The sequence below is a fragment of the Dactylosporangium sp. CS-033363 genome (genome assembly GCF_050942475.1).
Classification (GTDB): Bacteria; Actinomycetota; Actinomycetes; order Mycobacteriales; family Micromonosporaceae; genus Dactylosporangium.
This window is the reverse complement of record NZ_CP192032.1, coordinates 4,584,088-4,610,173: the sequence shown is the minus strand read 5'-3', so window position 1 is coordinate 4,610,173 and position 26,086 is coordinate 4,584,088. Positions and strand designations below refer to the sequence as shown.

The 26,086-nt window shown below is 73.3% G+C and carries 26 protein-coding genes; 7 read left to right on the top strand and 19 right to left on the bottom strand.

The genetic code is table 11. The annotated features are described in order from the left end of the window. Window positions 1-40 precede the first annotated feature (40 nt). The gene (locus ACQPZ4_RS21330; protein WP_433063864.1) at window positions 41-625 is read right to left on the bottom strand and encodes a TetR/AcrR family transcriptional regulator; all 585 of its coding nucleotides are present in this window, start codon (window positions 623-625) and stop codon (window positions 41-43) included. Window positions 626-696: 71 nt separating this feature from the next. Here ACQPZ4_RS21330 and ACQPZ4_RS21325 point away from each other — a divergent pair, with 71 nt between their 5' ends. Both ACQPZ4_RS21325 and ACQPZ4_RS21320 read left to right on the top strand, forming a co-directional pair. Further along, window positions 697-2,136 (top strand): MFS transporter, encoded by a 1,440-nt coding sequence (locus ACQPZ4_RS21325; RefSeq protein WP_433063861.1) that lies wholly within the window; start codon window positions 697-699, stop codon window positions 2,134-2,136. Window positions 2,137-2,749: 613 nt separating this feature from the next. Beyond that, complete coding sequence (locus ACQPZ4_RS21320) at window positions 2,750-3,937, top strand: MFS transporter (RefSeq protein WP_433063859.1); 1,188 nt, start codon at window positions 2,750-2,752, stop codon at window positions 3,935-3,937. Window positions 3,938-4,244: 307 nt separating this feature from the next. Here ACQPZ4_RS21320 and ACQPZ4_RS21315 read toward each other — a convergent pair whose 3' ends face one another. Together ACQPZ4_RS21315 and ACQPZ4_RS21310 are read right to left on the bottom strand one after the other, a co-directional pair. Then, the gene (locus ACQPZ4_RS21315) at window positions 4,245-4,874 is read right to left on the bottom strand and encodes an alpha/beta hydrolase (protein ID WP_433063856.1); all 630 of its coding nucleotides are present in this window, start codon (window positions 4,872-4,874) and stop codon (window positions 4,245-4,247) included. Further along, window positions 4,871-5,356: a VOC family protein gene (locus ACQPZ4_RS21310; RefSeq protein ID WP_433063854.1), complete on the bottom strand. Its 486-nt coding sequence runs from the start codon at window positions 5,354-5,356 to the stop codon at window positions 4,871-4,873. The genes ACQPZ4_RS21315 and ACQPZ4_RS21310 overlap by 4 nt, the downstream gene beginning before the upstream one ends. 79 nt (window positions 5,357-5,435) lie before the next feature. Between ACQPZ4_RS21310 and ACQPZ4_RS21305 the strand changes: the two genes are divergently transcribed. Beyond that, window positions 5,436-5,930 (top strand): MarR family winged helix-turn-helix transcriptional regulator, encoded by a 495-nt coding sequence (locus ACQPZ4_RS21305; protein WP_433063852.1) that lies wholly within the window; start codon window positions 5,436-5,438, stop codon window positions 5,928-5,930. Here the strand turns inward: ACQPZ4_RS21305 and ACQPZ4_RS21300 are convergent. The 4 genes from ACQPZ4_RS21300 to ACQPZ4_RS21285 all read right to left on the bottom strand — a co-directional run bounded on the left by ACQPZ4_RS21300 (window position 5,927) and on the right by ACQPZ4_RS21285 (window position 9,122). Further along, window positions 5,927-6,457, bottom strand: a complete 531-nt coding sequence (locus tag ACQPZ4_RS21300; protein ID WP_433063849.1) for a YbhB/YbcL family Raf kinase inhibitor-like protein — start codon at window positions 6,455-6,457, stop codon at window positions 5,927-5,929. The two genes, ACQPZ4_RS21305 and ACQPZ4_RS21300, sit on opposite strands and share 4 nt — an antisense overlap. 2 nt (window positions 6,458-6,459) lie before the next feature. Continuing rightward, window positions 6,460-7,518, bottom strand: a complete 1,059-nt coding sequence (locus tag ACQPZ4_RS21295; RefSeq protein ID WP_433063846.1) for an NAD(P)-dependent alcohol dehydrogenase — start codon at window positions 7,516-7,518, stop codon at window positions 6,460-6,462. Between the two features lie 86 nt (window positions 7,519-7,604). Next, complete coding sequence (locus tag ACQPZ4_RS21290) at window positions 7,605-8,402, bottom strand: hypothetical protein (RefSeq protein ID WP_433063844.1); 798 nt, start codon at window positions 8,400-8,402, stop codon at window positions 7,605-7,607. 138 nt (window positions 8,403-8,540) lie between these two features. Next, on the bottom strand, window positions 8,541-9,122 hold the full coding sequence (locus ACQPZ4_RS21285) for a TetR/AcrR family transcriptional regulator (protein WP_433063841.1): 582 nt from the start codon (window positions 9,120-9,122) through the stop codon (window positions 8,541-8,543). 66 nt (window positions 9,123-9,188) lie between these two features. Between ACQPZ4_RS21285 and ACQPZ4_RS21280 the strand changes: the two genes are divergently transcribed. Further along, window positions 9,189-9,881, top strand: a complete 693-nt coding sequence (locus ACQPZ4_RS21280) for a class I SAM-dependent methyltransferase (RefSeq protein WP_433063838.1) — start codon at window positions 9,189-9,191, stop codon at window positions 9,879-9,881. 3 nt (window positions 9,882-9,884) lie between these two features. On the opposite strand, the gene ACQPZ4_RS21275 is transcribed toward ACQPZ4_RS21280, so the two are convergent. Continuing rightward, window positions 9,885-10,259 carry a VOC family protein gene (locus ACQPZ4_RS21275; RefSeq protein WP_433063836.1) on the bottom strand — a complete coding sequence of 125 codons (375 nt, stop codon included), beginning with the start codon at window positions 10,257-10,259 and terminating at the stop codon, window positions 9,885-9,887. 247 nt (window positions 10,260-10,506) lie between these two features. Then, window positions 10,507-10,803, bottom strand: a complete 297-nt coding sequence (locus tag ACQPZ4_RS21270) for a DUF6223 family protein (protein WP_433063833.1) — start codon at window positions 10,801-10,803, stop codon at window positions 10,507-10,509. A gap of 281 nt (window positions 10,804-11,084) precedes the next feature. On the opposite strand from ACQPZ4_RS21270, the gene ACQPZ4_RS21265 reads away from it, so the two are divergent. The 3 genes from ACQPZ4_RS21265 (at window position 11,085) to ACQPZ4_RS21255 (ending at window position 14,591) form a co-directional block, all read left to right on the top strand. After that, entirely contained in the window at window positions 11,085-12,197 is a 1,113-nt protein-coding gene (locus ACQPZ4_RS21265; protein ID WP_433063830.1) for a histidine kinase, read from the top strand. Next, on the top strand, window positions 12,194-12,853 hold the full coding sequence (locus ACQPZ4_RS21260) for a response regulator (protein WP_433063827.1): 660 nt from the start codon (window positions 12,194-12,196) through the stop codon (window positions 12,851-12,853). The genes ACQPZ4_RS21265 and ACQPZ4_RS21260 overlap by 4 nt, the downstream gene beginning before the upstream one ends. A 526-nt stretch (window positions 12,854-13,379) precedes the next feature. Then, the gene (locus ACQPZ4_RS21255; protein WP_433063826.1) at window positions 13,380-14,591 is read left to right on the top strand and encodes a hypothetical protein; all 1,212 of its coding nucleotides are present in this window, start codon (window positions 13,380-13,382) and stop codon (window positions 14,589-14,591) included. Window positions 14,592-14,748: 157 nt separating this feature from the next. On the opposite strand, the gene ACQPZ4_RS21250 is transcribed toward ACQPZ4_RS21255, so the two are convergent. The 10 genes from ACQPZ4_RS21250 to ACQPZ4_RS21205 form a co-directional block, all read right to left on the bottom strand. Next, complete coding sequence (locus ACQPZ4_RS21250; RefSeq protein ID WP_433063824.1) at window positions 14,749-15,861, bottom strand: hypothetical protein; 1,113 nt, start codon at window positions 15,859-15,861, stop codon at window positions 14,749-14,751. 122 nt (window positions 15,862-15,983) lie between these two features. Continuing rightward, window positions 15,984-16,637, bottom strand: coding sequence for a DUF427 domain-containing protein (locus ACQPZ4_RS21245; RefSeq protein WP_433063822.1), 654 nt, complete (start codon window positions 16,635-16,637; stop codon window positions 15,984-15,986). A 47-nt stretch (window positions 16,638-16,684) separates the two neighbouring features. Continuing rightward, complete coding sequence (locus tag ACQPZ4_RS21240) at window positions 16,685-18,967, bottom strand: glycoside hydrolase family 3 N-terminal domain-containing protein (RefSeq protein ID WP_433063820.1); 2,283 nt, start codon at window positions 18,965-18,967, stop codon at window positions 16,685-16,687. A 6-nt stretch (window positions 18,968-18,973) separates the two neighbouring features. Beyond that, window positions 18,974-20,248, bottom strand: coding sequence for an MFS transporter (locus ACQPZ4_RS21235; protein WP_433063817.1), 1,275 nt, complete (start codon window positions 20,246-20,248; stop codon window positions 18,974-18,976). An 86-nt stretch (window positions 20,249-20,334) separates the two neighbouring features. Next, window positions 20,335-21,093, bottom strand: a complete 759-nt coding sequence (locus ACQPZ4_RS21230; RefSeq protein ID WP_433063814.1) for a class I SAM-dependent methyltransferase — start codon at window positions 21,091-21,093, stop codon at window positions 20,335-20,337. Then, a complete protein-coding gene (locus ACQPZ4_RS21225) occupies window positions 21,090-21,755 on the bottom strand; it encodes an ABC transporter ATP-binding protein (protein ID WP_433063811.1) in 666 nt (221 codons plus the stop codon). The genes ACQPZ4_RS21230 and ACQPZ4_RS21225 overlap by 4 nt, the downstream gene beginning before the upstream one ends. Further along, a complete protein-coding gene (locus ACQPZ4_RS21220; RefSeq protein WP_433063808.1) occupies window positions 21,734-22,627 on the bottom strand; it encodes an ABC transporter ATP-binding protein in 894 nt (297 codons plus the stop codon). Before ACQPZ4_RS21220 ends, ACQPZ4_RS21225 begins: the two co-directional genes overlap by 22 nt. Then, a complete protein-coding gene (locus tag ACQPZ4_RS21215) occupies window positions 22,624-23,430 on the bottom strand; it encodes an ABC transporter permease (protein WP_433063805.1) in 807 nt (268 codons plus the stop codon). Before ACQPZ4_RS21215 ends, ACQPZ4_RS21220 begins: the two co-directional genes overlap by 4 nt. Further along, on the bottom strand, window positions 23,423-24,358 hold the full coding sequence (locus tag ACQPZ4_RS21210) for an ABC transporter permease (protein ID WP_433063802.1): 936 nt from the start codon (window positions 24,356-24,358) through the stop codon (window positions 23,423-23,425). Before ACQPZ4_RS21210 ends, ACQPZ4_RS21215 begins: the two co-directional genes overlap by 8 nt. Further along, entirely contained in the window at window positions 24,355-25,914 is a 1,560-nt protein-coding gene (locus ACQPZ4_RS21205; RefSeq protein ID WP_433063799.1) for an ABC transporter substrate-binding protein, read from the bottom strand. Before ACQPZ4_RS21205 ends, ACQPZ4_RS21210 begins: the two co-directional genes overlap by 4 nt. Between the last annotated feature and the right edge of the window lie 172 nt (window positions 25,915-26,086).

The following is a 26,086-nucleotide window of genomic DNA, read 5'->3' as shown; positions in this document are numbered from 1 at the left end:
CGACCGCGGGCAACTACCCGTGACGACCGCGGGCCGCCCTTCAGGACTTGCGGCTCAGCGCCGCTCCCCAGGCAGCGGCGACCAGATCCATCAGCTCGTCGACCGCAGCCGGCGGATCAGGCGCATCGCGCGAGAGCGGCACCACGTCGAGCACGTACCGCGCGAGCGCCCGATCCGTCGCGCCCACCTCCACCCGCCCGAAGTCGCCCGCGATCGCGACGGCCAGGGCGTCGGCGTGCCGGGCCCACATGCGCGCCTCGTACTCCCGCAGGTCCGGCGAGCTCGCCACCAGCCGCCAGAACGGCGTGTCGCTCGACACCACGAAGTCGCGCACGATCACGTGCACCTCGGCCCGCAGCGCGTCCGGCGCCGCCCGGTCCGGCGCGCGGTCGGTCACGGCGGCGATCAGCCTGTCCTGCAGTCCCTGATCCCGGTCGAAGACCAGGGCCTCCTTGGACGCGAAGTGCGCGAACACCGTGGTCACGGCCACGTCGGCGGCCTGCGCGACCTCGCGGATGCCCACCGCGTCGTACCCGCGCTCCAGAAACAGCCCCAACGCCGTGTTGGCGATCGCCTGGCGCGTGGCGGCCTTCTTGCGCTCCCGCCGGCCCGTCTGCTCACTCACGCGCTCCACCCTACCCGTCTCGAAACAATAGCGGTTGTGAAACCCTAACGGTTAGGGTTATCGTCGACGCCATGACCACCACCCTCGTCCGCGCGCGCCGCTCCCTGCGGGATTCGTGGGTGGCCCTGACCGGGCTGTCCGCGGTCTTCCTGTTCGAGATGCTCGACAACTCGATCCTCAACGTCGCCCTGCCCACCATCGGCCGCGACCTGCACGCCTCCACCACCGCCCTGCAGTGGGTCACCGGCGCCTACGCCGTCGTCTTCGGCGGCCTGATGCTGACCTTCGGCGCCCTGGCCGACCGCTTCGGCCGCCGCCGACTGATGATCGTCGGCCTGGTCCTGCTGGCCCTGTCCAGCCTGGCCACGGCGTTCGTCGCGACGGCCGGCCAACTCATCGCCGTACGCGCCGCAATGGGCGTCGCCGCCGCGATGACCACCCCCGGCTCGATGGCCCTGGCCTTCCGCCTCTTCGACGACGACGCCCTGCGCGTGCGCGCCACCACGATCATCTCGACGGTGGGCCTGATCGGCCTGGCCGTGGGCCCGACCACGGGCGGCTTCGTCCTGGCCTTCGCCCCCTGGCAGGTCCTGCTGCTCATCAACGTCCCGATCGCGGCCCTGGCCATCGCCGGCATCCGCTACGGCATCGCCCCCGACGACCCGGCCGACCTGCACCGCGACCCCATCGATGTCGCCGGATCCGTCATCGGTACCGCAACAATCGTCCTCGCCCTCATCGCCCCGACCCTCTTCGTCGAGCAGGGCACCGGCTCCTGGCTCCCCTGGACGTTCACGGCCGCCGCGCTCCTGGCCGGAATCCTCTTCGTGTTGCGCGAGCGCACGGCCCGCTACCCGCTGTTGGATTTGGCCCTGGTAGCCCGCCCCCTGGTCTCGAGCGGCCTGGCCTTCAAGGCCGCGGCGGGCATGGCCACGGCGGCCCTGAGCTACCTGGTGACCCTGCAGCTCCAGCTCGACTGGGGCTGGTCCCCCACGCTGGCCGCGGTAGGCATGCTCCCCCAGGTGGTCGTGCTGGTGGCCGGCGGCGCCCTGATCACCCCCTTCGTCCAGCGGGTAGGCCTGGACCGCGCGGCCTGGCTGAGCGCGTCCTCGGTCGTCGCGGGCCTCGCCGTCTACGCCCTCTTCAGCCGGTACGGCTACCTCTTCGTCGCCCTCGCCCTGATCCTCGTCGCCGCGGGCATCCGCGTGGTCGGCGTGGTCGCGGGCGTCAACGTCCTGCGCGGCCTGCCCCAGAACCGCACCACCATCGGCGCCGCCCTCACCGACACCGCCACCGAGGTCACGTCCGGCGCCGGCATCGCGGTCACCGGCACCATCGTCGCGGCCCTGTTCACCGGCACCATCGCCGCCCCGAACTGGACCGCCCACCAGACCGTTCAATTCCGCGACGCGGTCACGACCGCCGGCCTGACCCTGACCGCGGTGGCCGCGGCGCTGGTCGCTTGGGGCTTCCTCCGCGCCCGCCGCGCCACCCCGGCGGAGAACGCCTGACCAACGGGCGTCACAGTGGACCGCACCCGGCCAACGGGTGCCCGAGTGGCCGCTGCCCTGGCCGCCCGGGGCCTCGTCCTCGCCCGCCGCGCCACTCCGGCGGAGAACGCCTGACCAACGGGCGTCACAGTGGAGCGCACCCGGCCAACGGGTGCCCGAGTGGCCGCTGCCCTGGTCGCCCGGGACCGCCGTCCACGCCCGCAGCGCAACCCCAGCGGGAGAACCTGACCATCGGGCAGCGTTTCCGGGGGCGGGCGGCACGGCACGGACTTCGGTGGCGGCCAGCCCACAGGGCACGCAGCCAGCCCACGAGGCACGTGGCCAGCCCACGAGGCACGTGGCCAGCCCACGAGGCACGTGGCCAGCCCACGAGGCACGTGGCCAGCCCACGAGGCACGTGGCCAGCCCACGAGGCACGTGGCCAGCCCACGAGGCACGCGGCCAGCCCACAGGGCTCCTGGCCGGCTCACGGGGCGCGGCCAGCTCACGGGGCACCTCGCAGGCCGTCGCAGCCGATAACCAACTGGCGTTGGATTCGATGGGCAAATGGCGTTGGATAGCCAGAGGGCGTTGGATTTCGGCGGCGGGGCGGCGGGGCGGCGGGGTGGTGGACGTGAGCGAGCAGGTCCGGCCCGGTCGGGCGGCACCGCTGTTCGCGGCCGGTTTCGTGACGGCGTTCGGCGCGCACAGCGTGGCCGCGAGCCTGGGCGGGTTCACGGCGGCCGGCCACGCGTCGCTGCTGGCCCTGGGGCTGCTGCTGGCCGTGTACGACGGTGCCGAGATCGTGCTCAAACCGGTCTTCGGCGCCCTGGCCGACCGCATCGGACCGCGGCCGGTGCTGCTCGGCGGGCTGCTCGCCTTCGCCGCCGCGTCGGCCGCGTTCGTGCTCGCGGACAACACCGCCCTGGTCGGCGCGACCCGCCTGCTGCAGGGCGCGGCCGCCGCGGCCTTCTCCCCCGCGGCCGGCGCGCTGGTCGCCCGCCTCCAGCCGAGCGCGCGGCACGGCCGGGCCTTCGGCTCGTACGGCGCGTGGAAGGGCCTCGGCTACACGACCGGCCCCCTGCTCGGCGGTGGACTCGTGACGCTCGGCGGCTACCGGCTCCTGTTCGCGACCCTGGCCGTTCTCGCGCTGGCGGTGGCGGTGTGGGCCGCGGCGGCCGTACCGTCGGCGCCTCCGCTCCCCAAAATCCGCCAGACGATCGCCGACCTCGCCCGCCGCCTCACCGCCGTTGGATTCGTCCGCCCGACCGTGGCCCTCGCCGGCTCCACGGCGGCGCTGAGCGTCGGCGTCGGCTTCCTGCCGGTGGCCGGCCACCACGCCGGCCTGCCACCGCTTGCCACCGGGGCGGTCGTCTCACTGCTGGCCCTGGTCGCCGCCGTCGTGCAGCCGTGGGCCGGCCGCGCCCGCGACGCCGGCCGCATCGGCGACGGCCCCGGCATGGCGACCGGCCTGCTCCTCGCCGCGGCCGGACTGGGAGTCGCCGCATTCACCGGGGACTCGCAGGTCACGGGCTGGATCACGCTGGTGGTGGCCGCCCTCGCCGTCGGCGCGGGCACGGGACTGGTGACGCCGCTGGGTTTCGCCCACCTCGCCGCGAACACCCCGCAGGAACGGCTCGGCCAGACGATGGGCGCCGCCGAGGTGGGCCGCGAGTTCGGCGACGCCGGCGGCCCGCTCCTGGTCGGCGCCATCGCGGCCGCGGCAACGCTCGGCGCCGGACTGGGCGGACTGGCGGTGCTGCTCGGTGCGAGCGCCGCGCTCCTGGCCCGAGCTCGCACCTCCCCAGCCGGCAAGGCCTAACCCAACGGGCGTTGGATTCACGAAGCAGCGAGCGTCGGCTTCTACGATCGGGCGGCGGGGAGCTGCTGCTCGATCTACGCCGACAGGGCGGTCAGGGCAGCCGGCGCGATGCCGTGACCGACCGGGTCCCGGCGGTCGACGCCGCGCACACCTGCGTCGCGCTGCCGCAACGCCGCTACGAGCGCACCTGAGGGAGCTGTTGCTCGAGCCACGCCGACAGGGCGGTCAGAGCGGCCGGCGCGATGCCGTGACCGACCGGGCCCGGCGGTAGACGCGCGCACACCTGCGTCGCGCTGCCGCAACGCCGCTACGAGTGCACCTGAGGGAGCTGTTGTTCGAGCCACGCCGACAGCGCGGTCAGGGCAGCCAGCGCGATGCCGTGGCCGACCGGGTCGCGCCGGGCGAGGACCTCGGCGCCGGACTCCTCGCGGGTGTACCGCCACGTCGCGTCGAGCAGCTCGCGCGGGATCACGCTGTCGTGCTCACCTTGCGCGACAAAGACGGACGCGCCCGCCAGACGGCCCGGCGTGGTGGGGAGGCCGGCGTCGAAGGGCAACGTACCGTACAAGATGGCCGTTGCCCTGTATCTGGACGGATCGTCGAGCAGCAGCCCGCCGGCAAAGGCCGCGCCGCCGCTGAAGCCGATGAGCAGCACGTCACGGCCGGGCGGGGCGGTCGCGTCGAGCCAGGCGCGGAACCAGTCCAGGCCCGCGCGCAGCGACTCCGCGACCGGGCGGCCGATCCCGCGGTTGGCGAACCACGCGAACCCGCCGCCCTCCGCGATCGGGGCGCGCACGGCGGCGTAGGACGGGCCAACCGGCAGGTGTTCGGCGAGCGTGAGGATCTGCCGCTCGTCGGAGCCGCGGCCGTGCAGCAGGATCACGAGCGGGGCGGCCGGGTCGGGGCTGCCGGCGTACGCCACGACAGGGGTGGTCATGCGGTCGCGACCCCGCTCCACTGTTGGATTTCCGCGGCGAGGTCGAGGCGGTCGACCGGGGCGGCGTGCTCGTACTCGCCCCAGGAGTCGCGCGGCAGGAGCCACATGATCTCGAACTCGTTGCCGTCCGGGTCGGCGCCGTAGACGCTCTTCGTGGCGCCGTGGCTGGACTCGCCGGAGTACGCGTCGGCGTTCACCAGGGCCAGCCGGGCCTGCTCGAGGTCGTCGATGGTGTCGACCTGCCAGGCCAGGTGGTACAGGCCGATGCCACCCGGACGGCGCGGCGGGGCGGACGGGCCGACGCCGAACAGGCCGAGGTCGTGGTGGTTGCCCGAGCGCGGCAGGCGCAGGAACACGGCGTTGCCGCGCGGCTCGCGGGCGGCGACGAGCATGCCGAACACCTCGGTGTAGAAGCGCTCGGCGCGGGCGAGGTCGGCGACGAACAGCACCGCGTGGTTGAGGCGGACCGGTCCGATCGGCATGGTGTGCTCCTGACTGCCGGGTTATTCAAGCTTGAACCAAATGTACCGCAAAAATTCAAGCTTGAACTAAGCTGCCGGTGTGGCGCGCAACGCAGATCCGAAATGGCTCACCCGGAGCGAGCGCGAGGCCTGGCTGAGCCTCGTGCGGCTGGTCACCGTCCTGCCCGCGGCCCTCGACGCGCAGCTCGATCGCGACGCGGGGCTGAGCTTCTTCGAGTACCACGTGCTGTCGATGCTCTCGGAGCGCCCCGACCGTGCGGTGCGGATGCGCCGGCTCGCCGAGCTCACCAGCTCCTCGCCGTCGCGACTGTCCAATGTGGCCAAGCGCCTGGAACAGCGCGGGCTGTTGCGGCGCGAGGCCGACCCCGACGACGGCCGCGCCACCCGGGCCGTGCTCACCGACGAGGGCCTGCGCACGGTCAAGCAGGCGGCACCGCGGCACGTGGCCGCGGTGCGCGCCCTCGTCATCGACGCGCTCAGCGCGCGGGAACTGGCCTGGCTGCGCGCCGCGAACGAGCACATCCTGGCCCGCGCCGACCCGGGCGGCGGCACCCGCCCGGAGTGGTTCGATTAGCGCTCGTGCACGCAGTGCGTGACCGCCCGCCCGATGGCGTGGCTGAAGAGCACGAACCCGAGGTACGCCGGGGTCGCGCCGTCCGGCAGGTCCAGGGTTTCCACGTCGACGGCGTGCACCGCGATGAAATACCGGTCCGGCCCGTTTCCCGGCGGCGGCGCCGGACCCAGATAGCGCGCCTGGCCCGCGTCATTCACGAGCGTCACCGCGTGGCCCGGCAGCGCCCGCCCGTCGCCCGCGCCGGCCTCCAGCCGCGTCACGGAAACCGGGAGGTCCGCCACCGCCCAATGCCAGAAACCCGATGCCGTCGGTACGTCCGGATCGTAGACCGACACCGCGAAACTCCGCGTGTTCGGCGGAAACCCGGACCAGGATAGCTGCGGCGACACGTCCTTGCCGCCGGCCCCGAGAATCCCGCTGACCTGATCCATCGCGAACTCGCTGCCGGCGTCGAACGACTCCGACGTGACGGTGAACGAGCTGAGCGGGGGCAGCAGGTCGTACGGGTTGTACGGCTGAATGGCCATCGTCAGTCCCACACCAGAACCTGGCGGCCCACCACGTCGCCGCGAGCGAGCGCTTCGAGACGGTCGTTGATGTCCTCGTACCGGATCGGCGTGACCGTGTGGTGAATGTGCCCGGCGTTGGCGAGCGCGAGCACCTCGGTGAGATCGTTGTAATTGCCCCAGAACGAGCCGGAGTACCAGCGCTCACCCGACACGAAGGAGAACAGCGACAGGTTCGTCTCGGTGCCCATGAGCCCGACCGACACCATGCCGCCCTCGGCCGCCAGCAGTTCGGCGCCGAGCTTCAGCGACTCGGTGCCGGCGCAGTCGAGGATCGCGTCGAGGTCCGGCCGCCCGGTGAGCCGGCGCAGCTCCTCCTGCACCTGCCCGGCGGTCTTGTCGCGGGTGTTGATGGCGTGGTCGGCGCCGTGCTTGCCCGCCTCGGCCAGCTTGTCGTGGCTGCGCCCGAGCGCGACGACGGTGGCCCCACCGCCCAGCAGTTTCGCATATTGTACGGCGTAGCTGCCCAACCCACCGATCCCGTGCACGGCCACGGTGCGCCCCGCGCCGAGCTTGCCGGCCGCCTGCAGCTTCTTCATGCCGCGGTACGGCGTGAGGCCCGCATCGGTCAACGGCGCGAGGTATTCGGGCCGGGGGTCGCCGTCCACCTTGATGAGGTGACGGTAGGGGACCAGCACGTACTCCGCGTATCCGCCGGGCGGGCCGAAGCCGACCCACCCGCCGCCGCCCGTGCACAGCTGCTCGTTGCCCTCGTGACACTGCCGGCACGTCCCGTCGCCCCAGCCGGCGTTCACGACGACGAGGTCGCCCTGGAACAATCCGGTGTTCTGTGGGATTTCGGCCCCGAACCGGTCGATGTGGCCGGTGATCTCATGCCCCGGAATGTACGGGAACTGCAGCGTGACACCGGACCGGAAGTACCCGTCCATGAGCTGCCAGTCGCTGCGGCAGACGCCGCACGCGGCCACCTTGACGAGCACCTCGCCGGGGCCGGGTTCGGGCACCGGTACCTCTTCCAGGACCAGCGGCTGCTTGTAGTCGTGCATCCTGGCTGCGCGCATCTTCTTCAACGTGGTCTCCCCGCTCTCGTCTCCCTCCGAACGTAGGGAGCCCGCGCGCCGGGAACCTCGCCTGCCGCGGGCGAGCGTCAGTTCACGGGTTCCGGGGACGCCGTGCCGCGGGGATCGGCCACGTCGCAGTACGCCGTGATCCGGGTCTTCGTCAGGTCCGCGGCCGGCGGCACGACCTTGACGACGGCCTGCTGCCGATCGCTCGACCCGGCGCACCGGTTGGCCACCTTGCTGTTGTCGAAACCGCCCCCGATGACGGTACCGCCGGTGTCACGGAACAACACCGCGATGCCACGCTCTACGCGGTCGTCGGCGCATCCGTCGCCGTTCTCCACGCCGAAATCCACGGTCATCGCGCCGCCGGCCCGGCTGATGTTCTGCACCCCGATGGGCAGCGGGCGCAGCAGCAGGTTGCCGGGATCGAGCTCGACGAGGTGCGTCCAGTTCACCTCGACGTCGAGCCGGTCCGGCTGTCCAAAGTCGACATCGCTGCCGGCCCCGACGACCGCCTCCTCGCCGGGAAGGATGACGGGGATCTCGAAATGCAGCCAGGTGTCGGTGCGCAGGACCGAATTCCCCTTGGCGTCGAGGGGATGCAGGCTGACCCGCGTGCGGTAGGCGACCCGGTCAGTGGTGTTGGCGATGACCGCGCCCATCGACACGGTCCGGCCGCTGCCGCCCTTGCTCAACCCGCGCTCGGCGACGGTGACGCCTTCGGGGTGCTCGCTGACCACGTCCTTGCCCTGTGGCGCCGACGCCCGCGGGCACTGGGGATTTCTCGCGGCCTCGCTGTCGTCCCGCGTCGCCTTGTCACAACCGGCGAGCGCTATGACGAGCAGCGGCGCGAGGGCCGCGATCAGGCGGCGGGCCCTCATCGGGCGGCCTCGCGGAGCCGCCGTATGGCGCTCGCATTCCCGTTCTTCGCGAGGGCGGCACGCGTCCTCATCGAGCGGCCTCGCGGGGCCACCCTGCGGCGCTCACGTTCCCGTTCTTCGCGAGGGCGGCGCGCGTCCTCATCGGGCGGCCTCGCACACGCGCATGGCACTTTCCGCGAAGACGGCGTACGCCTCGTCGGCGCCGAGCCGACCGGCGCGCAGCTCGTCGGCGGCGGTGTGCGCGAGCCCGATCACCGCGGCGGCCAGCCACGCGGCCGGCAGCGTGCGATCGAAGTCGCCGGATTGGCGGCCGCGCTCGATGAGCCGTTCGAGGTGCCCGGTGCCGGCGGCGTGGGCACTCTCGCTGCCGGGCGGGTTGCGGCTGAGGGCCGTCGACAGCAGGTACGGATGGCGCCGGATGAGGTCCCAGCCGAGCTCGAGGTAGCGCTGCAGCGCCTCGATCGGCGGGAGCGTGTCGAGCCCGGCGGCCGCGATGGCCCCGACGGTCTCGGCCCCCGCCGACTCGATGAGTGCCGCGATGAGCGCGTCGCGCGAGGCGAAGTGGGCGTACACGGTCTGCCGCGTGACGCTGGCGGCGGCCGCGATCTCCTCCATGCCGGCGTCGGGCCGCGCGCCGAGCACCGTGTGGGCCGCGGCGAGGATCGCGTCGACGCTGCGCTGGGCATCGGCACGGCGTCGGCGGGCGGGCGCATCGGTCATCGGCGATCACCATACCGTTCGCACCAATCCTTGACAACGTGTAAGAGTTCGACTAACCCTTACAGCATGTCAAAGATTGAGCGGCCTCAGTACGGCATCGACGCCCCACCGATCCCGGCGGTCCTGGGCGCGGCAGGCCTGGCAGCGATCGCGGGCGCCGTGTGGTGGCAGGCGGCCCGGATCCCCTTGGCGGTGGCCGGCGCGGTGCTGGTGGCCGGCGCCGGGATCTACCTGCACACCACGCTGCGGGGCAAACTGCGCGCCTGGGAATCCATCCTCGACCGGACCGGGCTGGCCGGCGACGAACGCTTGTTGGATTTGGGCTGCGGCCGCGGCGCGGTCCTGATCGCGGCGGCTCAACGCCTCCCCCGCGGCCGAGCCGTGGGCGTGGACCTGTGGACCGCCGACCAGAGCGGCAACCGTCCCGAGAAGACCCTCGCCAACGCAGCCGCGGCCGGCGTCGCCGACCGGGTCGAGGTGCACACCGGCGACCTGACGGCCCTGCCGTTCCCCGACGCCTCCTTCGACGTCGTCACGAGCGCCATGGCCATCCACAACATCAAGTCCCCCGAGGGCCGCCGCCGAGCCCTGGACGAGGCGGTGCGGGTCCTGCGCCCGGGCGGCCGCCTGCTCATCGCCGACCCGTCGATGTTCGTCCGCCGGTACGCCGACCACCTGGGCCGGGGCAAGCTGCGCGGCTTGGGCGCGGGGTACTGGTACAGCGGACCCTGGATCTCCGTCTCGCTGCTCGACGCCTGAGCTTCAGTCCCCCACCGGCGGCGCCCAGCCCGGCCGCGGGATCAGGCAGAACGGGTGCCCGGCCGGATCGGCGAACACGTGGTCCCCCGGCAGCCGCACCGCCCCGAGCGCGAGGACCGCGGCGGTCGCGGCCGCCAGGTCGTCGACCATCACGTCGTGGTGCAGCTGCTGCGGTACCGCCGGATCGGGCCACGTCGGCCGCCGGTGCCCGTCGACCCGCCGGAAGGCCAGCCCCGACGTGGTGCTGTCGGCCGAGACGACCACGAAGTCCGGAGTCTCGTACGTGATCGGCCGGCCGAGCAGCCCACTCCAGAACCGCGCCGCCACGGCCGGCTCAGGGCAGTCGAAGATCAGGTGATGCAGGCGACCCACAGGCATGCCCGCCACGCTACTGACGCCCCCACGGTGAGTGCGAGGTCCAGGCGGCGCGCTGCCGGTTCCGGGCCACGGTCCCGCAGACGATGCGCGGCCGATCCGACGGTGAGGCGGTGCAGGCGGCCCACGGCCATGCCCGCCACGCCTTCCCCGCGGCGCGCTGCCGGTTCCGGGCCCGGGCCACACACGATCGCGGCCAATCCGAAGGCCAGGTGCTACAGGCGTCCCACGGGCATGCTCACCACGCTCCTCATGCGGCGGCGCGCTGCCGATTCCGGGCCAGGGCACCGCAGATGATCGCGGCCAGTCCGAAGGCGAGGGCGGCGAAGCCACCGACGACACCGTTGCCGGTGCCCGACCCGCCGTCGGCGGTGAGCACCACCCAGGCGCCGACGAGCAGTCCGGCGGCACCGGCGCCGACGGCCGCCGCGGGCCCCGCCTTGCGGTACCGGCCAAGGCGCCCGGCGAGGGCCAGGGAGCCGGCGATGAGGCCGGCGAGTGCGAGCAGTGCGGCCACGGTGGCCACGATCCGGTCGAGTGTCAGCATGCGCTCGATCGTGGCCGCCCGGCCCGCCGGCGCGCATCGTGCCAGGGGTGGCATCGCGGTTGCCGTGGCCGTGGCAGCCGCACCGCGATCTACTGCCCCCGCAGCAGCCCGAAACCGTCCACGCGCACGAATCGCGGGGCATCCCGGTCCGCCGCCGCGGCGCACCGTGCCGGGGCCGGCATCCCTGTTGCCGCGCACCGCGATCTACTGCGCCCGCAGCAGCCGGAAACGGTCCCAGCGCACGATTCGCCGGGCTTACCGGTCCAGCTAGGGTGACCGGCATGGGCGGTGCGCGCATCGGGGTCCTGGACGGGGCGAGTGCGCTTGGCGTCGCGGCCATCCTTGTGCTCGCCGGTCGCGCCGAGCACCCGGTCGGCGGTGTCACCGCGGTCGAGTACGCGCTGCTGGCCGCCGGTGGACTCGCCCTTGTCGCGCACCGCCGGGCCCCGGTGACCGTGCTGATCGTCGCGGGCGTGTGTGCACTGGGGTACCGCACGGCCGGGTTGAACGTGTTCGCCGTGGCGTACCTGGTCGCGGTGTACGCCGCGATGCGCGCCGGTCATCGCGCCGCCACGATCGCCGTGAGCGTGGCCATGCTCGTGGGCCTGCCGCTCGCCGCGATGGCCTCGGGCCTGCCCGCCGGCGCCGCGTTCGTAGAGGCCCGCGACGTGCTGGAGCTGGCCTGGCTGATCGCCGCGGCCGCGGCTGGGGAGGCGCTGCGCCAGGCCGAGCGCCGCGCCGACGAGGCCGAGCGCACCCGCGAGGAGGCCGCCCTGCGCCGCGCCGGCGAGGAGCGCCTGCACATCGCCCGCGAGCTGCACGACTCCCTCACCCACCAGATATCGGTGATCAAGGTGCAGGCCGAGGCCGCGGTACACCTGGCCGGCAAGCGCGGCGAGCCGGTATCCCCGGCCCTGCTGGCGATTCGCGACGCCGGCCGGGAAGCGGCCCGCGAGCTGCGGGCGACCCTGGAGGCCCTGCGTGATGACGACACCACCCCGCCGCCGGGCCTGGACCAGGTTCCCGACCTCGTCGAACGGGCCCGGGCGGCCGGCCTCGCGGCGTCGCTGACCATCGAGGGGACGCGCACCGACGTCCCAGCGGCGGTACAGCGCACGGCGTACCGGATCGTGCAGGAGGCCCTGACCAACGTCGCCCGGCACGCCGCGGCCGGCGCCGCCACCGTTCGGATCAGCTATCGCCCCGGCGGCACCGTGGTGGTCCAGGTCGACGACGACGGCACCGCTACCCCGCGGCACCCGCCGAGCCCGGGCGTGGGGTTGCAAGGCATGCACGAGCGGGTGACCGCACTGGGTGGCCGCCTGCGCGCCGAGCCCCGCCGCGAGGGCGGCTTCACCGTCCACGCCGAACTGCCCACGACCCGGGTACCGTGATCCGGGTCCTGCTGGTGGACGACCAGCCCCTCATCCGCAGCGGATTCCGAGCCCTGCTGGACGCCGAGGACGACATCGACGTGGTGGCCGAGGCCGGCGACGGCGCGGAGGCGGTCGCCCTGGCCCGGCAGCACTTCCCGGACGTCGTCCTCATCGACGTACGCATGCCCCTGGTCGACGGCATCGAGGCCACGAGGCGCATCGCCGCCGACCCGGCCCTGGAGTCGGTGCACGTGGTGGTGCTGACGAACTACGGGCTGGACGAGTACATCCTCGACGCATTGCGCGCGGGCGCCGCGGGCTTCCTGGTCAAGGACATCCTGCCGGAGGACTTCCTGCACGCCGTGCGCGTCGCGGCGCGGGGTGACGCGCTGCTGGCCCCGTCGGTCACGCGCAAGCTCATCGACCGGTACGTCACCCAGCCGCCCCGCCCCGATCCCGCCGTCCTGCACCGCCTGACCACCCGCGAGCGCGAGGCGGTGGCCCTGGCCGCGCAGGGGTTGTCCAACAACGAGATCGCCGCGCGCATGGCCATCAGCCCGGTGACTGCCAAGACCCACCTCAACCGCGCCATGACCAAGCTCCACGCCCGCGACCGGGCCCAGCTGGTCGTCATCGCCTACAGCGCCGGCCTCGCCATCCCCGGCGCGCCCTGATGCCCGGATCGACTCCGCCCGCCGGTCGAATCCAACGCCCGCTTGGCAACCCCAACGCCCCGCCCGTCGAATCCAACGCCCGTCCGGTTAATCCAAGGACAGTCCTTCAAGGGCGCTCGTAGCGGCGGTGCAGCAGGGTGGCGCGGGTGTGGGCGGCCTCGACGCGGGCCCTTGCGCCGACGGTCACACCGGGCCGGGCCGGGCAGGGCGGCAGCGGTCCGGGCGAGGGGCGTGGCGTCGGGCGCGGCGTCGTGCAGTGGTGGACCCGCGGTGCTCGGCGTCGTGGTAGAACTGCGCGCAGTGGCGCAGACCGTCAGTCGGCACGCCCCTCCCCGGCGTCGCCCATGCTTTCACCGTACGTGCCGCGGCCCGGAATCCGCCGCGCGGCAGATCCACGATTCGCTCCCCCAGGCGAGGCCGACGGTCCACCGCAGCGGGGCCTGACCGGTCGGCCAGCCCTGCCCGATCGGCCCATCTACGCCCATCCAAGATCCGGTACCGTGCCCCGGTGCCCCGACCCTCGCGCGTGCCACTGCTGCTCGGCCTGCTCGCCGTTCTTGTCGCGCTCGGCGGCCTGACGGCGCTCTTCTATGCCTTCGCCGTCGGCGTGCGCAACGCTCGCGTGGAGCCGTACCTGTCCAACCTGACCTCGGCCGATGCGCTCGTGGCGGCCATCTCGGGCACCACGTTCGCGGTCCTGCTGCTCGCCGGCGCGGTGCTGCTGCTGGCCGGCCGCCCGTCGGGCCGCAGCGGGCTGATCTGGCTCTGCGGCACGGGAATCGCGCTGGTGCTGTTGCTGTCGTACACCTATCACCAAGCCATGTGGCCGGTCGGCTACGACTTCTGGATCGGCCCGCCGTCCTGGATCGGCGGCGCCGTCACCGCGCTCATCGTGCTGGCCCTGGCGACCGCGGCCGTCCTCTTTGGACACCCGGCGATCCGCGAAGCCCTGACCGACCCCGCGAATGCCACACCCGAGCACGCAAGCGCGATGCCCGGGCGCGCACTCGGCCGATCGCAGCACGCCAACGCGGTGGCCGAGCACGCGAACACGGTCGCCGAGCGCGCGGACACGGCGAACGAACGAGCGTCCGGCCGGCCGCAGCGCGCAAACGTGGTGGCCGAGCACGCGGACACGGCGAACGAACGAGCGTCCAGCTTGCCGCAGCGCAAGAACACGGTGGCCGAGCGCGCGAATGCGGTGGTCGAGCAGGCGGACTCGGCGAACGAGCGCGCGCCCGGCAGGTTGCAGCGCGCAGTGTGGTTGCTCGGCGTCGGCACCGCATTGAGCCTCGGCGCGCTGATCGTGGCGCTGCGGATCGACCCGTACCTCGGTGACCGGCCCGGTGCGCTGCTCGTGTTCGGGCTGTTCGCCGTGCTCATCGGCGCGGGCGGGATCGTGGCCACCGTCGCGGCCGGGTTCGCGCGCGGCGGGCGGATCGCCGCCGCGCACCTCGCCCGCGGGGGTGGGGCGGTGCTGCTCGTCGGGCAGTGGCTGGCCCTGGGCCTGACGCCGGAGTCGACGGTCATCTCCCTGGGCCGTTATTACAACGCCGGAGGGATTTCGGCCCCGCTCGGCATCGCGTTGTACGCCCTGTGCCTCCTCGGCGTCCTCTCGTCCCTCGTCGCGCTGACCGGCCTGGCCGACCCGCGCACCGAGCGGTTCATCCGCTCGGCCGAGGAGCGGCGCAACAGCCAGTGGGCCTCCTGGTCGAACCCGGCCCAGGTCGCTCAGTAAACGATCGCGCCCCGCCGCCACCGAAACGCAGGCCGCCGGCAAACGCACCCACCGCCACCAAAGCGCAGGCCGCCGGCAAACGCACGCCGCCGGCAAACGCGCCCGCCGCCACCGAAGCGCAGATAGGCGCCGCCGGTCGGATCGACGTGAAGGTCGCTCAGTAACCGATCGCGGCCGCCGCCACCGAGCGCAGGTACGCGGCATCGGCCGGGTCCACGTACAGGTCGGTCAGGTCGCGCGGCGAGTCGTGGAAGAGGATGCCGAAGAGCGTGACGGCGTCCAGGTAGATGGCCCGGTCGTTCGGGTGCTTGCCGTCCGGCACGATCAGGTAGGACGGCCCCCGCTCGGCCGCGATCGTCTCGAACTCGTCGCCGATCGGGGCGAGCAGGTTCGGCGTCCGCAGGGCCGAGGACAGGGCGGCGTACCCGGTGTCGATGGCGGTCTTCGCGGCCGCCCGCGAGGCGAACGGGTCCGGGTCGACCAGCGCCCAGTTCTTGAATAGCACCACCCGCCCGCCCGGCTTCAGCGCGCGGGCGAACGTTGGCTCGTACGTGTGCAGCAGCGTGCGCATGGCGTCGTCCGGGCTCAGCGCGACGAACGTGCTGTACTCCTGCAACACGATGTAGTCGTATCGCTTCCTTCCGTCGAGGGCCGGGCCGGCCAGGCCGTCGTCCCAGGAGTGTTGCAGCGTGTAGCCGGAGTGGATGACCTGCGTGACGTTCAGCGTGCGGCCGCGGGTCGTGGCCAGGTGGCGCACCAGCTGCGGGGTGTTCTCGCCCGACGCCTTGGTGAACGTGCCGAGCAGGCTGTTGCCGACGAACAGCACGTCGAGGGGCGCCGGCAACGCCGCGGAGTCGGTCACCGTGAAACGCACAGTGGAGTGCTCGCCACGCTCGGTCACCACCGTGAGGGTGTACTCGTCCGGCGTCGCCAGCAACGGGCAGTCCACATAGCCCTGCGGCCCGGTGGCCGTGAAGCTCGCCCCGCTCGCGCCGGTCAGGGTGAACGTCGCGGCGCCGGTCGACGCGGCCTGCAGGCCCAGGTCGCGCCCCGAGAGCCGGCTCAGGTCGACCACGGTGCCGCCGGTCAGCGGGCTCAACCCCAGCACCGGCCGGTGCGTGGCGTCGTTCACCAGCGCCACCCCGCCCACGGTCCGCGACGCGGCGGCCGCACCCGCGGACACCGGCGCGGTTCCCGGCCCCAGCGCGACCACGACGATCGCGGCGATCCCAAGCACGGCGGCGATCCAGAGCCGGTGACGGTACGGCATCGTGCGGTGACTCCCTGAGCAGACGAACAATTTCGTCCGCTAAGGGTGTTTTCAACCGCGTTCCGTGTCAATCGCGCAGACGGCTCCAGTTCGGCGGAGGCAGGTGACAAAAACCGCAGCAGTCACGCGAAAATGCTGCTGAACGGCGTCTGCGGCCGGGGCAGCGGCAAGCCGTCCACCGTCAGGTCGACCGCCTCGTTGTAGAACGCGATGAGGCCCTTGATCGCCCCGACGGCCGGCAGCGGCTCGTCGTAGTACCAGGCGACGTCCCGCGGCCCGTCCCCCGGCTCGCGCAGCGTCCAGTACGCGGCCGTCCCCTTGTACGGGCAGCCGGTCCGCAGCTCCGAGCGCTCGAACAGGTCGAGGCGCACGTCGACGGGCGGGATGTAGTACCGGATCGGCAGCGAGGTCTCGAACACCAGCACCGGCGCGTGGGTGTCCGCGACGACCGTGCCGCCGATCGAGACCACCACGTGCCGGCTGCTGGCGATGGCGTCCACGCGCTTGTGCGGGTCGCGCGGGTGGATGAAGATCTCCTCTTCCTCCTCGTACCAGCGCGCCGCCTTCCACGCGACCACGAGGTATCCGGCGAGTTCCGGGTCGGCATGGCGCCACGCGGCCCGGGCGATCCGCTCGTCGCCGACGACGAGGTCGAAGTGCGGCCCGGACGGATGCAGCAGGTCGGTCCGCACGTCGGCGTCGGGGAAGGCGTACCGCGGCACGGGCCGGTCGTCCTCCCACACGAGGATCGGCGCCCGGCTGTCCACAATGGTCACGTCACCGTGCCGGCCGCGAACCCAACGTTCGCTGGATTCCCAACGCATCAGGGCTCCAAGACAGACAAGACAGCGAAGGACGCTGTCAGCGAGGCCGACGAGGAGCCGCCGACCCAGACGTCGAACTCAGCGGCATCCAGCACCCAGTCCCGCACGGCCGGGTGCCAGTACCGCCGCTGCTCCGGTCCGACGGTGAAGGACACGCGCCGCGTCTCGCCCGGGTTCAGCACGATCCGCTCGAACCCCTTCAGCTCCCGCACCGGCCGCGACGCCCGCCCGTGCCGCTGGTGCAGGTACAACTGGACGACCTCGGGCGAGGGCGAGGGCGAGGGAGACGGCGACGGCGACGGCGACGGCGACGGCGACGGCGACGGCGACGGCGAGGGAGACGAGCGCGGTCCGCTGTTCGTGACGTCGACGCTCACCGTCACGGTGTCCTCCAGCCCGGCGCGCGCGGGTTCCACCGTCAGCCCGTCGTAGCTGAACCGCCCGTAGCCGAGCCCGTGCCCGAACGGGAACAGCGGCGTGCTCTCCTCGTCCCAGTAGCGCTTGAACTGGTGCTGCGGCTCGTGCGAGCGGGTGTGGCCGAGGAACATCGGCACCTGCCCCACGGTGCGCGGCCACGTGAACGGCAGCTTCCCGCCCGGCGACTCCGCCCCGAACAGCAGATCGGCGACGCCGTGCCCGCCCTGGCTGCCGGGGTACCAGATATCCAGGATGGCCGGCACATGCTCGGCCGGCCAGCGCAGGTCGAGCGGGCGGCCGTTCATGACGAGCAGGACCGTCGGCGTGCCGGTGGCCACGACCGCCTGGATGAGCTCCAGCTGGCGGCCCGGCAGCTTCAGCGACGAGCGCGAGGCCGCCTCGCCGATCATGTTCTGGTACTCCCCCGCCACGACGACCGCCACGTCCGCCCCGGCCGCCAGCTCCACGGCCCGCGCGAACTCGGCCGGCTCGTCGAAGCCGGAAGGGTCCTCGGGGCGGTTGCCGCCGAACATGTCGAACATGGACGGATACGTCCGCTGGCTCACCGCGACGCCCCGGGCGTACTCGACCCGCACGCCGTCGCCGGCCGCCCGGCGGATGCCCTCGAGGACGGTGACGGTCTCGCCGAGGTCGAAGTCGAACACCCACGGCCCGAGCGTGTCGCGCCTGGAGTCCGCGAGGGGCCCGAGCACGGCGATGGAGCCGAGCGCCCCGGCGTCCAGCGGCAGCAGGTCGCCCTCGTTGCGCAGCAGTACCGCACTGCGCCGCGCCGCCACCCGCGCCGCCTCGCGGTGCGCGGGGTCGGCCAGCACCGCCCGGGCCCGCTCCTCGTCCACGTACGGCTCGTCGAACAACCCCAGCCGCTGCTTCGCCGCCAGCACCCGCCGCACGCTGACGTCGACCGCCGCGTCGACCCCCGCGGACGGCAGGTGCACGTACGACGGCTCCGACACCGCCATCTCCAGGTCCACCCCGGCCAGCAGCCCGCGGGCGGCGGCCTCGGCGGGGGTGGCGGCGAACCCGTGCGTCTCCAGGTTCTTGACCGCGTTGGCGTCGCTGACCACGAAGCCCTCGAAGCCCCACGTGTCGCGCAGCACCTTGGTCAGCAGCCAGTGGCTGCCGGAGGCGGGGACGCCGTTGAGGTCCATGTAGGCGGTCATGATGTTGCCGGCCCCGGCCTCGACGGCGGCCCGGAACGGCGGGAAGTAGGTGTTCCAGAGCTCGTACTCGGAGATGTTGGCCTCGTCGTAGTCGCGCCCGCCGAGTGCGGCGCCGTACCCCGCGAAGTGCTTCGGCCCCGCGATGATCCCGCCGCCCTGGAAGCCGCGCACCTGGGCCGCGGCCACGGCGGCGCCCAGGAACGGGTCCTCGCCGGCGCCCTCGATGATGCGGCCCCAGCGCGGGTCGCGGGCGATGTCCACCATCGGCGCGAACGTCCAGTGGATGCCGACGGCGCGCGCCTCCCGCCCGGCGATGGCCTGCCCGCGCTCGATCGTCTCCAGGTCCCAGGAGGCGGCCATCGCGATCGGCACCGGGAAGATGGTCCGCAGCCCGTGGATGACGTCGAAGCCGAACAGCACCGGCACGCCGTGCGGGTTGCCCTCGATGCCGAGGCGCTGCAGCCGGTTGATCTCGGCCGGGTCGGTGACGAACAGCAGCGCGCCGACGCCGCCGCGGGCCAGCGCGGCCTCGACCTCGCGCGGCTGCGCGGCGGCGTCGACGCCGAGGGCCGGATCGGCCTCGCCGGGGAGTGTGAAGTAGAAGTACTGGGTCAGCTGCCCGGCCTTCTCCGCCGGCGTCAGGTCCGCCAGGAGCGCCTCGATCCGCTCGCCCTCGCTCGTCATCGGGGGCTACCTCACCTTCTTGATCGGCAGTACCACCAGCGCGCCGACCAGTGCCGCGACCCCGGCGCTGTACAGCAGCAAGGTGTAATTCTGGTTGGTCGCGCTGCCGACCGCCAGCAGTGCCGCGCCGAAAACGGGTGCGACGGTCTGCGGCAGCGCGTTGGCGATGTTGAACACCCCGAGGTCCTTGCCGGAGTCGTCCGGGTTGGGCAGCACGTCGACGACGAGCGCCAGGTCGACGCCGACGTAGATGCCGTAGGCGACGCCCATGACCGCCTCGACGGCGTAGAACTGCCCGACGGTCGTGACGTGCGCCAGGGCCACGATGCCGACGCCGAACAGCAGCGTCGAGCCGGCCACGAGCATCTTGCGGCGGCCGGTGCGGTCGGAGATCTTCCCGGCGATCCAGCCGGAGGCGACGAGCGCGATGGTGTACACGAGCACGCCGATCGTCACCGCCGCCGGCGCCGCGTCCTCGCTCAGCCCGAGCTCGTCCTGCAGGAAGAACAGCCGGAACGTGGTGAACATGAACGTGGCGAGCGTGATGAGGAACCGCGACGCCCAGGCGAGCGCGAAGTCGGGATGCTTGGCCGGGTTGAGCCAGAACGTCGAGAGCCACTCCTGGACGTTCATGGGCGGTGGCCGTACCGGCAGCCGCTGATCGGGCAGGATCACGGCGAACAGCAGCATGGCCCCGATCGACAGGATCGCCGGCACCACGAACATGATGACGATCTGGTGCTGGAACAGCTGGGCGATGTAGGTGCCGCCGAGGATGCCCACGTTCTGCGCGATGCCGACGAGGGCCGAGACGCTGCCCCGCTGGAACTGCGGGACCTGGTCGGAGATGGTGGCGATGAACGGCGCGAGGGTCGCGTTGGCGCCGAGCTGGGCCAGGCACCACCCGGCGGTGACGACGGCGACGGTCTGGCCGAGCGCCATCACGAGCAACGCCACGGTCATGACGACGGTACCGCCGACGATCCACGGCCTTCGCCGCCCGAACCGCGACGTGGTGCGATCGGAGAACCGGCCGAACAGCACGTTGCCGACGACGGCGAACAGGGCGCCGAACCCGGCCACGGTCCCCAGCGCGGAGGTCTTCTGCGCGTCGGGCACGATCTGCTGCACCTTGATGCCGATGCCGACGATGGCCGGGCCGAGCAGCGCCACGTAGAACACGAACTGGGCGAAGACCAGGCCGGCCACGTACCACCACGTGACCGGCCGCGACGGTGGGGCGAACCAGTGGTGCTCGTGCGGGTCCGCCTGCTGGCTCATGTCCGCCTCCCTCCCCCGGACTGCGCGAGGAAATCAGCGTCTGTCTATTGCCAGCGTGAACTACCCAGCCGCCGCCGTCCTATGCATCACCGCACCCCGGCGACCGCCGCGTCCGGCCCGCCGCGCCAGAGGATGCCGGCCTCGGCGTACCCGGCCGCGCGCAGTGCCTCGAGGTGCCAGGCGACCGGCGGGGTGTGCTCCGCCGCGTGGCCGGACGGGTAGATCTCGTGGCGGCGGGCGACCGGGTCGGCCAGCTCCGGCACCGTGGCCACGTGCTCCCACCATCGGCTCCACGACAGGGCGGCCCCGGCGGCGTAGCGCGCGTTGCGGGTCGCCTCCTCGGCCGCGAGCAGATTCTTGGTGAGCGTCGGCAGGTTCCCGTCGGGCATGTGGTCGGCATTGACGAACACCCCGCCCGGGCGGAGCAGGTCGCGGATCTCGCCGTACAACCGCCGCACCCGCTCGGCCGGGAGCCAGTGCAGGGCGGTCGAGGTGAGCACCGCGTCGAACTCGCGGGACGGCAGCGCGGCGGTCCACCCGGGGCCGGACAGGTCGGCGGAGACCACGGCGGCCCGCCCGGCCAGGCTGCCCTCCGCGATGGCGAGCAGGGCCGGGTCGAGGTCGAGCACGACCGCCTCCACGAACGGGAAGCGGCGCAGGGCGCGCAGGGTGATGGATCCGGTACCGCCGGCCAGATCGAGCAGCCGCACGGGACCCGGCCCGGCGGTGGCGGCCACGGCGTCGAGCATCGCGGTGAAGCGGTGCTCCCGGTCGGGCATGTACGCCTCCTGCTGGCGGTCCCAGCTCTCCTGCAGCGCGGCGGCGTCCACGATGGACAGTGTCATGACGGGATCCCCTCCAGGATGCGGTCGGCCCAGCGGGCGATGAGGGCCGGGTCGTGGGTGACGAGCAGGACACCGGTGCCGAAGCGGCGCTGGTGCCCGGTGATGACGGCGGCGACGTGCGCCTGGGTGGAGGCGTCGAGCATCGCCGTCGCCTCGTCGCAGAGCAGGTAGTCCGGCCGGTGGGCCAGGGCCCGGGCCAGGCAGGCGCGCTGCAGCTGCCCGTCGCTGACCGCGTGCGGCCGGCGGCGCAGCAGGTCCGGGGTCAGCCCGGCGATATCGGCGAGCTCCGCCACCCGCTCCCGCACCTCCTCCGCGGGGCGGCGCACCGCGCGCAGCGGCTCGGCGATGAGGTCGGCGAGGCTGAGGCGGGGATCGGCGGCGCCGCGCGGGCTCTGAAACAGCACGCCGATGCGCGTCCGGGCGGCGACCGGGGCCCGGTGCCGCGCGCCGCCGACCGGCTCGCCGTCGAGGCTGACGTGCCCGTGCGAGGGCCGGTGCAGCAGGGCGAGGACGCGCACGAGGGTGGACTTGCCGCAGCCGGACGGGCCGCGCAGCCCCACGGTCTCGCCCGGCTCGACGCGGACGGTGGCCCGGTCGAGCACGGTCCGGCCGCCGTAGGCGACGGTGACGTCGTGCGCGCTCAGGCCAGCGGATGGTGGCACGCGGCACCTCCCGTCCATGTGGGCAGCGTGGCACAGCCGGCGTCGGCCCGCGCGCACCGCGGCGCGAACGGGCAGCCCGGCGGCAGCGCGGTGAGCATCGGCGGGTGGCCCGGGATCGGCGTGAACGCGCGGTCCGGCCGGGCGTCGAGCAGCGCGGCGGCGTACGGGTGGGCCGGCCCGGCGAAGAACGCGGCGGCCGGGCGGTGCTCGGCGACGCGGCTGGCGTACATGACGGCGACCGTGTCCGCGACCCGCTCGGCCGCCGCGAGGTCGTGGGTGATGATCAGGACCGCGCCGCCGTCGTCGCAGCGCCGCCGCAGCAGGTCGAGGGTCCGGTCGACGAGCGGCCGGTCCAGGCCGGAGGTGGGCTCGTCGGCGAGCAGCACCGCCGGGTCGGGCGCGATCGCGAGGGCCGTGGCGAGCCGCTGGGCCATGCCGCCGGAGAGCTGGTGCGGGTACCGGTCCAGGTCGCCCGGCTCGAGCCCGGCCTCCGTCGCGATCCGGTCGGCGTCCGCTCCGGGCCGGCCGTGCACGCGCAGCGTCTCGGCGAGCAACGACCTCCCGGTCCGCACCGGGGTGAGCGCCGTGGCCGGGCTCTGCGGAATGAGGCCGATGTCCCGGCCCCGCGCGAACCGCACCCCGTCCCCGAACGACACCGACCCGCTGACGACGGCGTTGGCGGGCAGCAGGTCCAGGATCGCGTGCGCGAGCACGGACTTGCCGCAGCCGGACTCGCCGACGACCGCCAGGAGCTCGCCCCGGCGCAGCGTGAGGCTGAGGTCGGTCACCGCATGTACGTCGCCGTCGCGCCGCCGGAAGCGGACCGAGAGCCCGCGGACGGCCAGCGTGGTCAAGGCGGTCAGGGCGGTCACAGCTGCAGCTCCGCCCGCACGCGCGGGTCGAGCCGGTCCCGCCAGCGCGCGGCGACCGCGGCGACCGCCAGGGTGACCACGACGATCGCGGCGCCCGGCGCGAGGCTGGCCCACCAGGCGCCGGTCAGCAGCGACCGCTGCCCGTCGTTGATCATGTTGCCGAGCGAGGCGAGATGCGGCGGCAGGCCGAGGCCGAGGAACGACAGCGCGGTCTCGTGCCACACCGCGTGCGGGACCATGAGCGTGGTGGCCAGGGCCAGCCGGGGCAGCACGTGCGGCAGCAGGTGCCGGGTCAGCACGCGGGTGCGGCCCGCGCCGCCGGAGATCGCCGCGTCGACGAACGGCCGGGTGCGCAGCGACAGCAGTTCGGCGCGCACGATCCGGGCCGTGGACAGCCAGTGCGTCAGCGCGACGGAGAGGATGACGGCGCCGAGCCCGGGCCGCAGCATCGCCACGATGAAGATCCCGAGCAGCAGGTGCGGCAGCGCCGAGACGGTGTCGATGACCCGCATGAGGATCCGGTCGGTCCAGCCCCCGATGGTACCGGCGGCAGCCCCCACGATCCCGCCCAGCACCGCGGCCACGAGCGCGGCGACCGCCCCGACGATCAGCGAGACGCGAAGCCCGGCGAGGGTGCGGTGGGCGACGTCGCGGCCGAGGTCGTCGGTGCCGGCGAGGTGGGTCCAGGACGGCGGCTCGTTGGTCTGGTGCAGCGCGACGGCGCTCTCGTCGAGGGGCCACGCCGCCGGTACGAGCAGCGCGGCCGCGACGAGCACGGCCAGTACAACGGCGGGCTTAGTCAAGGCGCACCCTCGGGTCGGCGGCGCGATAGGCCAGGTCGGCGAGGAGGTTCGCGGCGAGCACGACGGCGGTGGTGATCAGCGTGATCGCCGCCAGCAGCGGGAAGTCGCTGCCCATCGCCGCGTGCACGGTCACCGCGCCGAGGCCGGGCAGCGAGAAGACGGTCTCGACCAGCACCGCCCCGCCGACGAGTTCGGGCAGGTGGGTGCCGACGAGGGTGAGGAACGGCAGCAGCGCGGTGCGCAGGGCGTGCCCGAACAGCACGATCCGGCCCGGCAGGCCGCGGGCCCGGGCGGCGAGCACGTAGTCGTCGCGCAGGCTCTCGGCCACCGCGTCCCGCACGAACAGCAGGAACCACGGCGCCTGCGAGACGGCCAGGACCGCGACCGGCAGCACCAGGTGGTGGGACACGTCACCGAAACTCGTGACGTCGGCCGCAACGTCGGTGAGCCCGCCGGCCGGGAACCAGCCCAGCACGAGCGCGAACACGGTGATCGCGGCGAGGGCGAGCCAGAAGACCGGCATCGCCTCGACGGCGTACGCGGCCGCGCGCAGTCCCTTGTCCAGCAGCCCGCCGCGCCGGTGCGCCGCGAGCGTGCCCAGCACCAGGCTCGCCGTCAGCACCAGGGCGAGCGCGAGCCCGACGAGCAGCAGCGTCCAGCCGGCCCGGGCGGCCAGAACGTCGGCGACCGGCTCGTGCCGGGTGGTGGACCAGCCGAGGTCGCCCCGCGCCAGGTTGGTGATCCAGCGCCAGTACTGCACCGGCAGCGGATCGTCGACGCCCCAGTTCGCCCGCAGCTGGGCCAGGTTCTCCTCGCTCGCGGTGAAGGCGGCCGACCCCGCGTACTGCTTGGCCGGGTCGTACGGCGACGCGGCGGCCAGCGCGAACATGCCCATGCTGGTGGCGATGAGCACGAGCAGCCGGGTCACGCCTTGGTCCAGGTGTGCAGGTTCCACCACAGGCTGTTGGCCACGTCGTGCTCGTGCGCCTCGACGCGGGGCCGCACGCCGCGGACGGACTCGCGCACGACGTAGGTGTGCTGGAGGTACGTGAGGAACACCCACGGCACGTCGGCCGCGAGCGCGCGCTGGAACCGGACGTAGGCGTCCCTGCGGGCGGCCGGGTCGGCGCGATCGCGGCCGTCCTGCAGCGCCCGGTCGGCCTCCGCGGACCTGTAGAAGCCGGGGTTGAAGTACGCCTGGCCGGCGAACCGGGAGCCGAACAGCTTGTAGGAGACGAAGTCCGGGTCGTACGGGGTGCCGTAGCCCATGATGAGCGCGTCGGTGCGCATGCGGGGATCGATCGCGTCCCACGTGAGCCCCTCCGGCCGCACCTCGATCCCGATCCGCTTGGCGTCGGCGGTCAGCGCGAGCGCGAGCTCCTTGCGCAGGCTGTCGCTCGCCGGGTACATCACGGTGAACGCGGCCCGCTGCCCGCCCTTCGCCCGGATCCCGTCGCCGCCGGGCATCCAGCCGGCCGCGTCGAGCAGCGCGGTGGCCGCGGCGGGGTCGGCGCCCGCCTTGCCGTTCAGGGCCGGGTCGGCGAACTCGGAGCTCGGCGGGATCGGCCCGAACGCGGGCTCGCCGGCCCCGCCGAGGATCCCCGCGACCATGGCCGCGCGGTCGACGCCGAGGCTGAGCGCCTTGCGCACGGCCGGATCCCCGGTCACCGGGTGCGCCATCGGGAGCATCACGCCGCGGTAGTCAGCGGTCGGCACCCGGTGCACGGTCTCGTTCTTGAAGCCGTTCGCCAGTTTGGGCGGCAGCTCGGCGGCGTCGAACTCGCCGGCCCGGGTGCGCTGGGCCCGCACGTTGTCGTCGGGCACGAACGCCACCACGACGCGCTCGTTCGCCGGTCTGCCGCCGAAATACCGCACGTTGGCCCGCAGCACCAGCCGGTCCCCGGCCGTCCAGGAGTCCACAGTGTACGGTCCGGTGCCGATCGGCGCGCGGTTGAACCCGGCCCTGTTGAGGTCCTGTCCGCGCAGCGCCTTCGCCGGCACGATCCCGAGGGCGAGGCGCTGGACGAAGGGTGCGTAGGCGTACTTGAGCGCGAAGACCACAGTGGACGGATCGGGCGCGCTGACCGATTCGAGCATGTCGAGGTCGGAGCGCAGCGTGGAGTCGACCTTCGGGTCGAGCACGGCCTCGTAGGTGAACACGACGTCGTCGGCGGTGAACGGCGAGCCGTCGTGGAAGGTCACACCCTCGCGGAGCCTCGCGGTGACCGTCCGGCCGTCGGCGGAGACGCTCGGCAGCTCCCGGGCGAGCGCCGGGACGAGCCGGTTCTCCGCGTCGCGGGCCACGAGGCCGTCGAAGATCAGCGAGGCGCCGTCGACGCCGTAGTTGAGCACCGGGTTGAGCGTGTCCGGCTCCCCGGCCGTTGCCACCACGATCGTCGCGCCGGCCGCGCCGGGCTGCACCCGGGCACAGGCGGCGGTCACGGACACGGCGGCGCACGCCAGGACGGCGGCGAGCAGGCGCATCGGGGCACTCCTTCGATCGGCTGCCACGATGCCACTATGTCGTACTTGCACATTAGTTGCAACAAGGTGAACGGAACCGCTCAATCGCGTGGTCAGCGCGCGACGGACGCCCGGAAGCGAGGCTTATGGACGAATTCCCATCGATTGACATGCCTATACGGGCGGCGAAGAA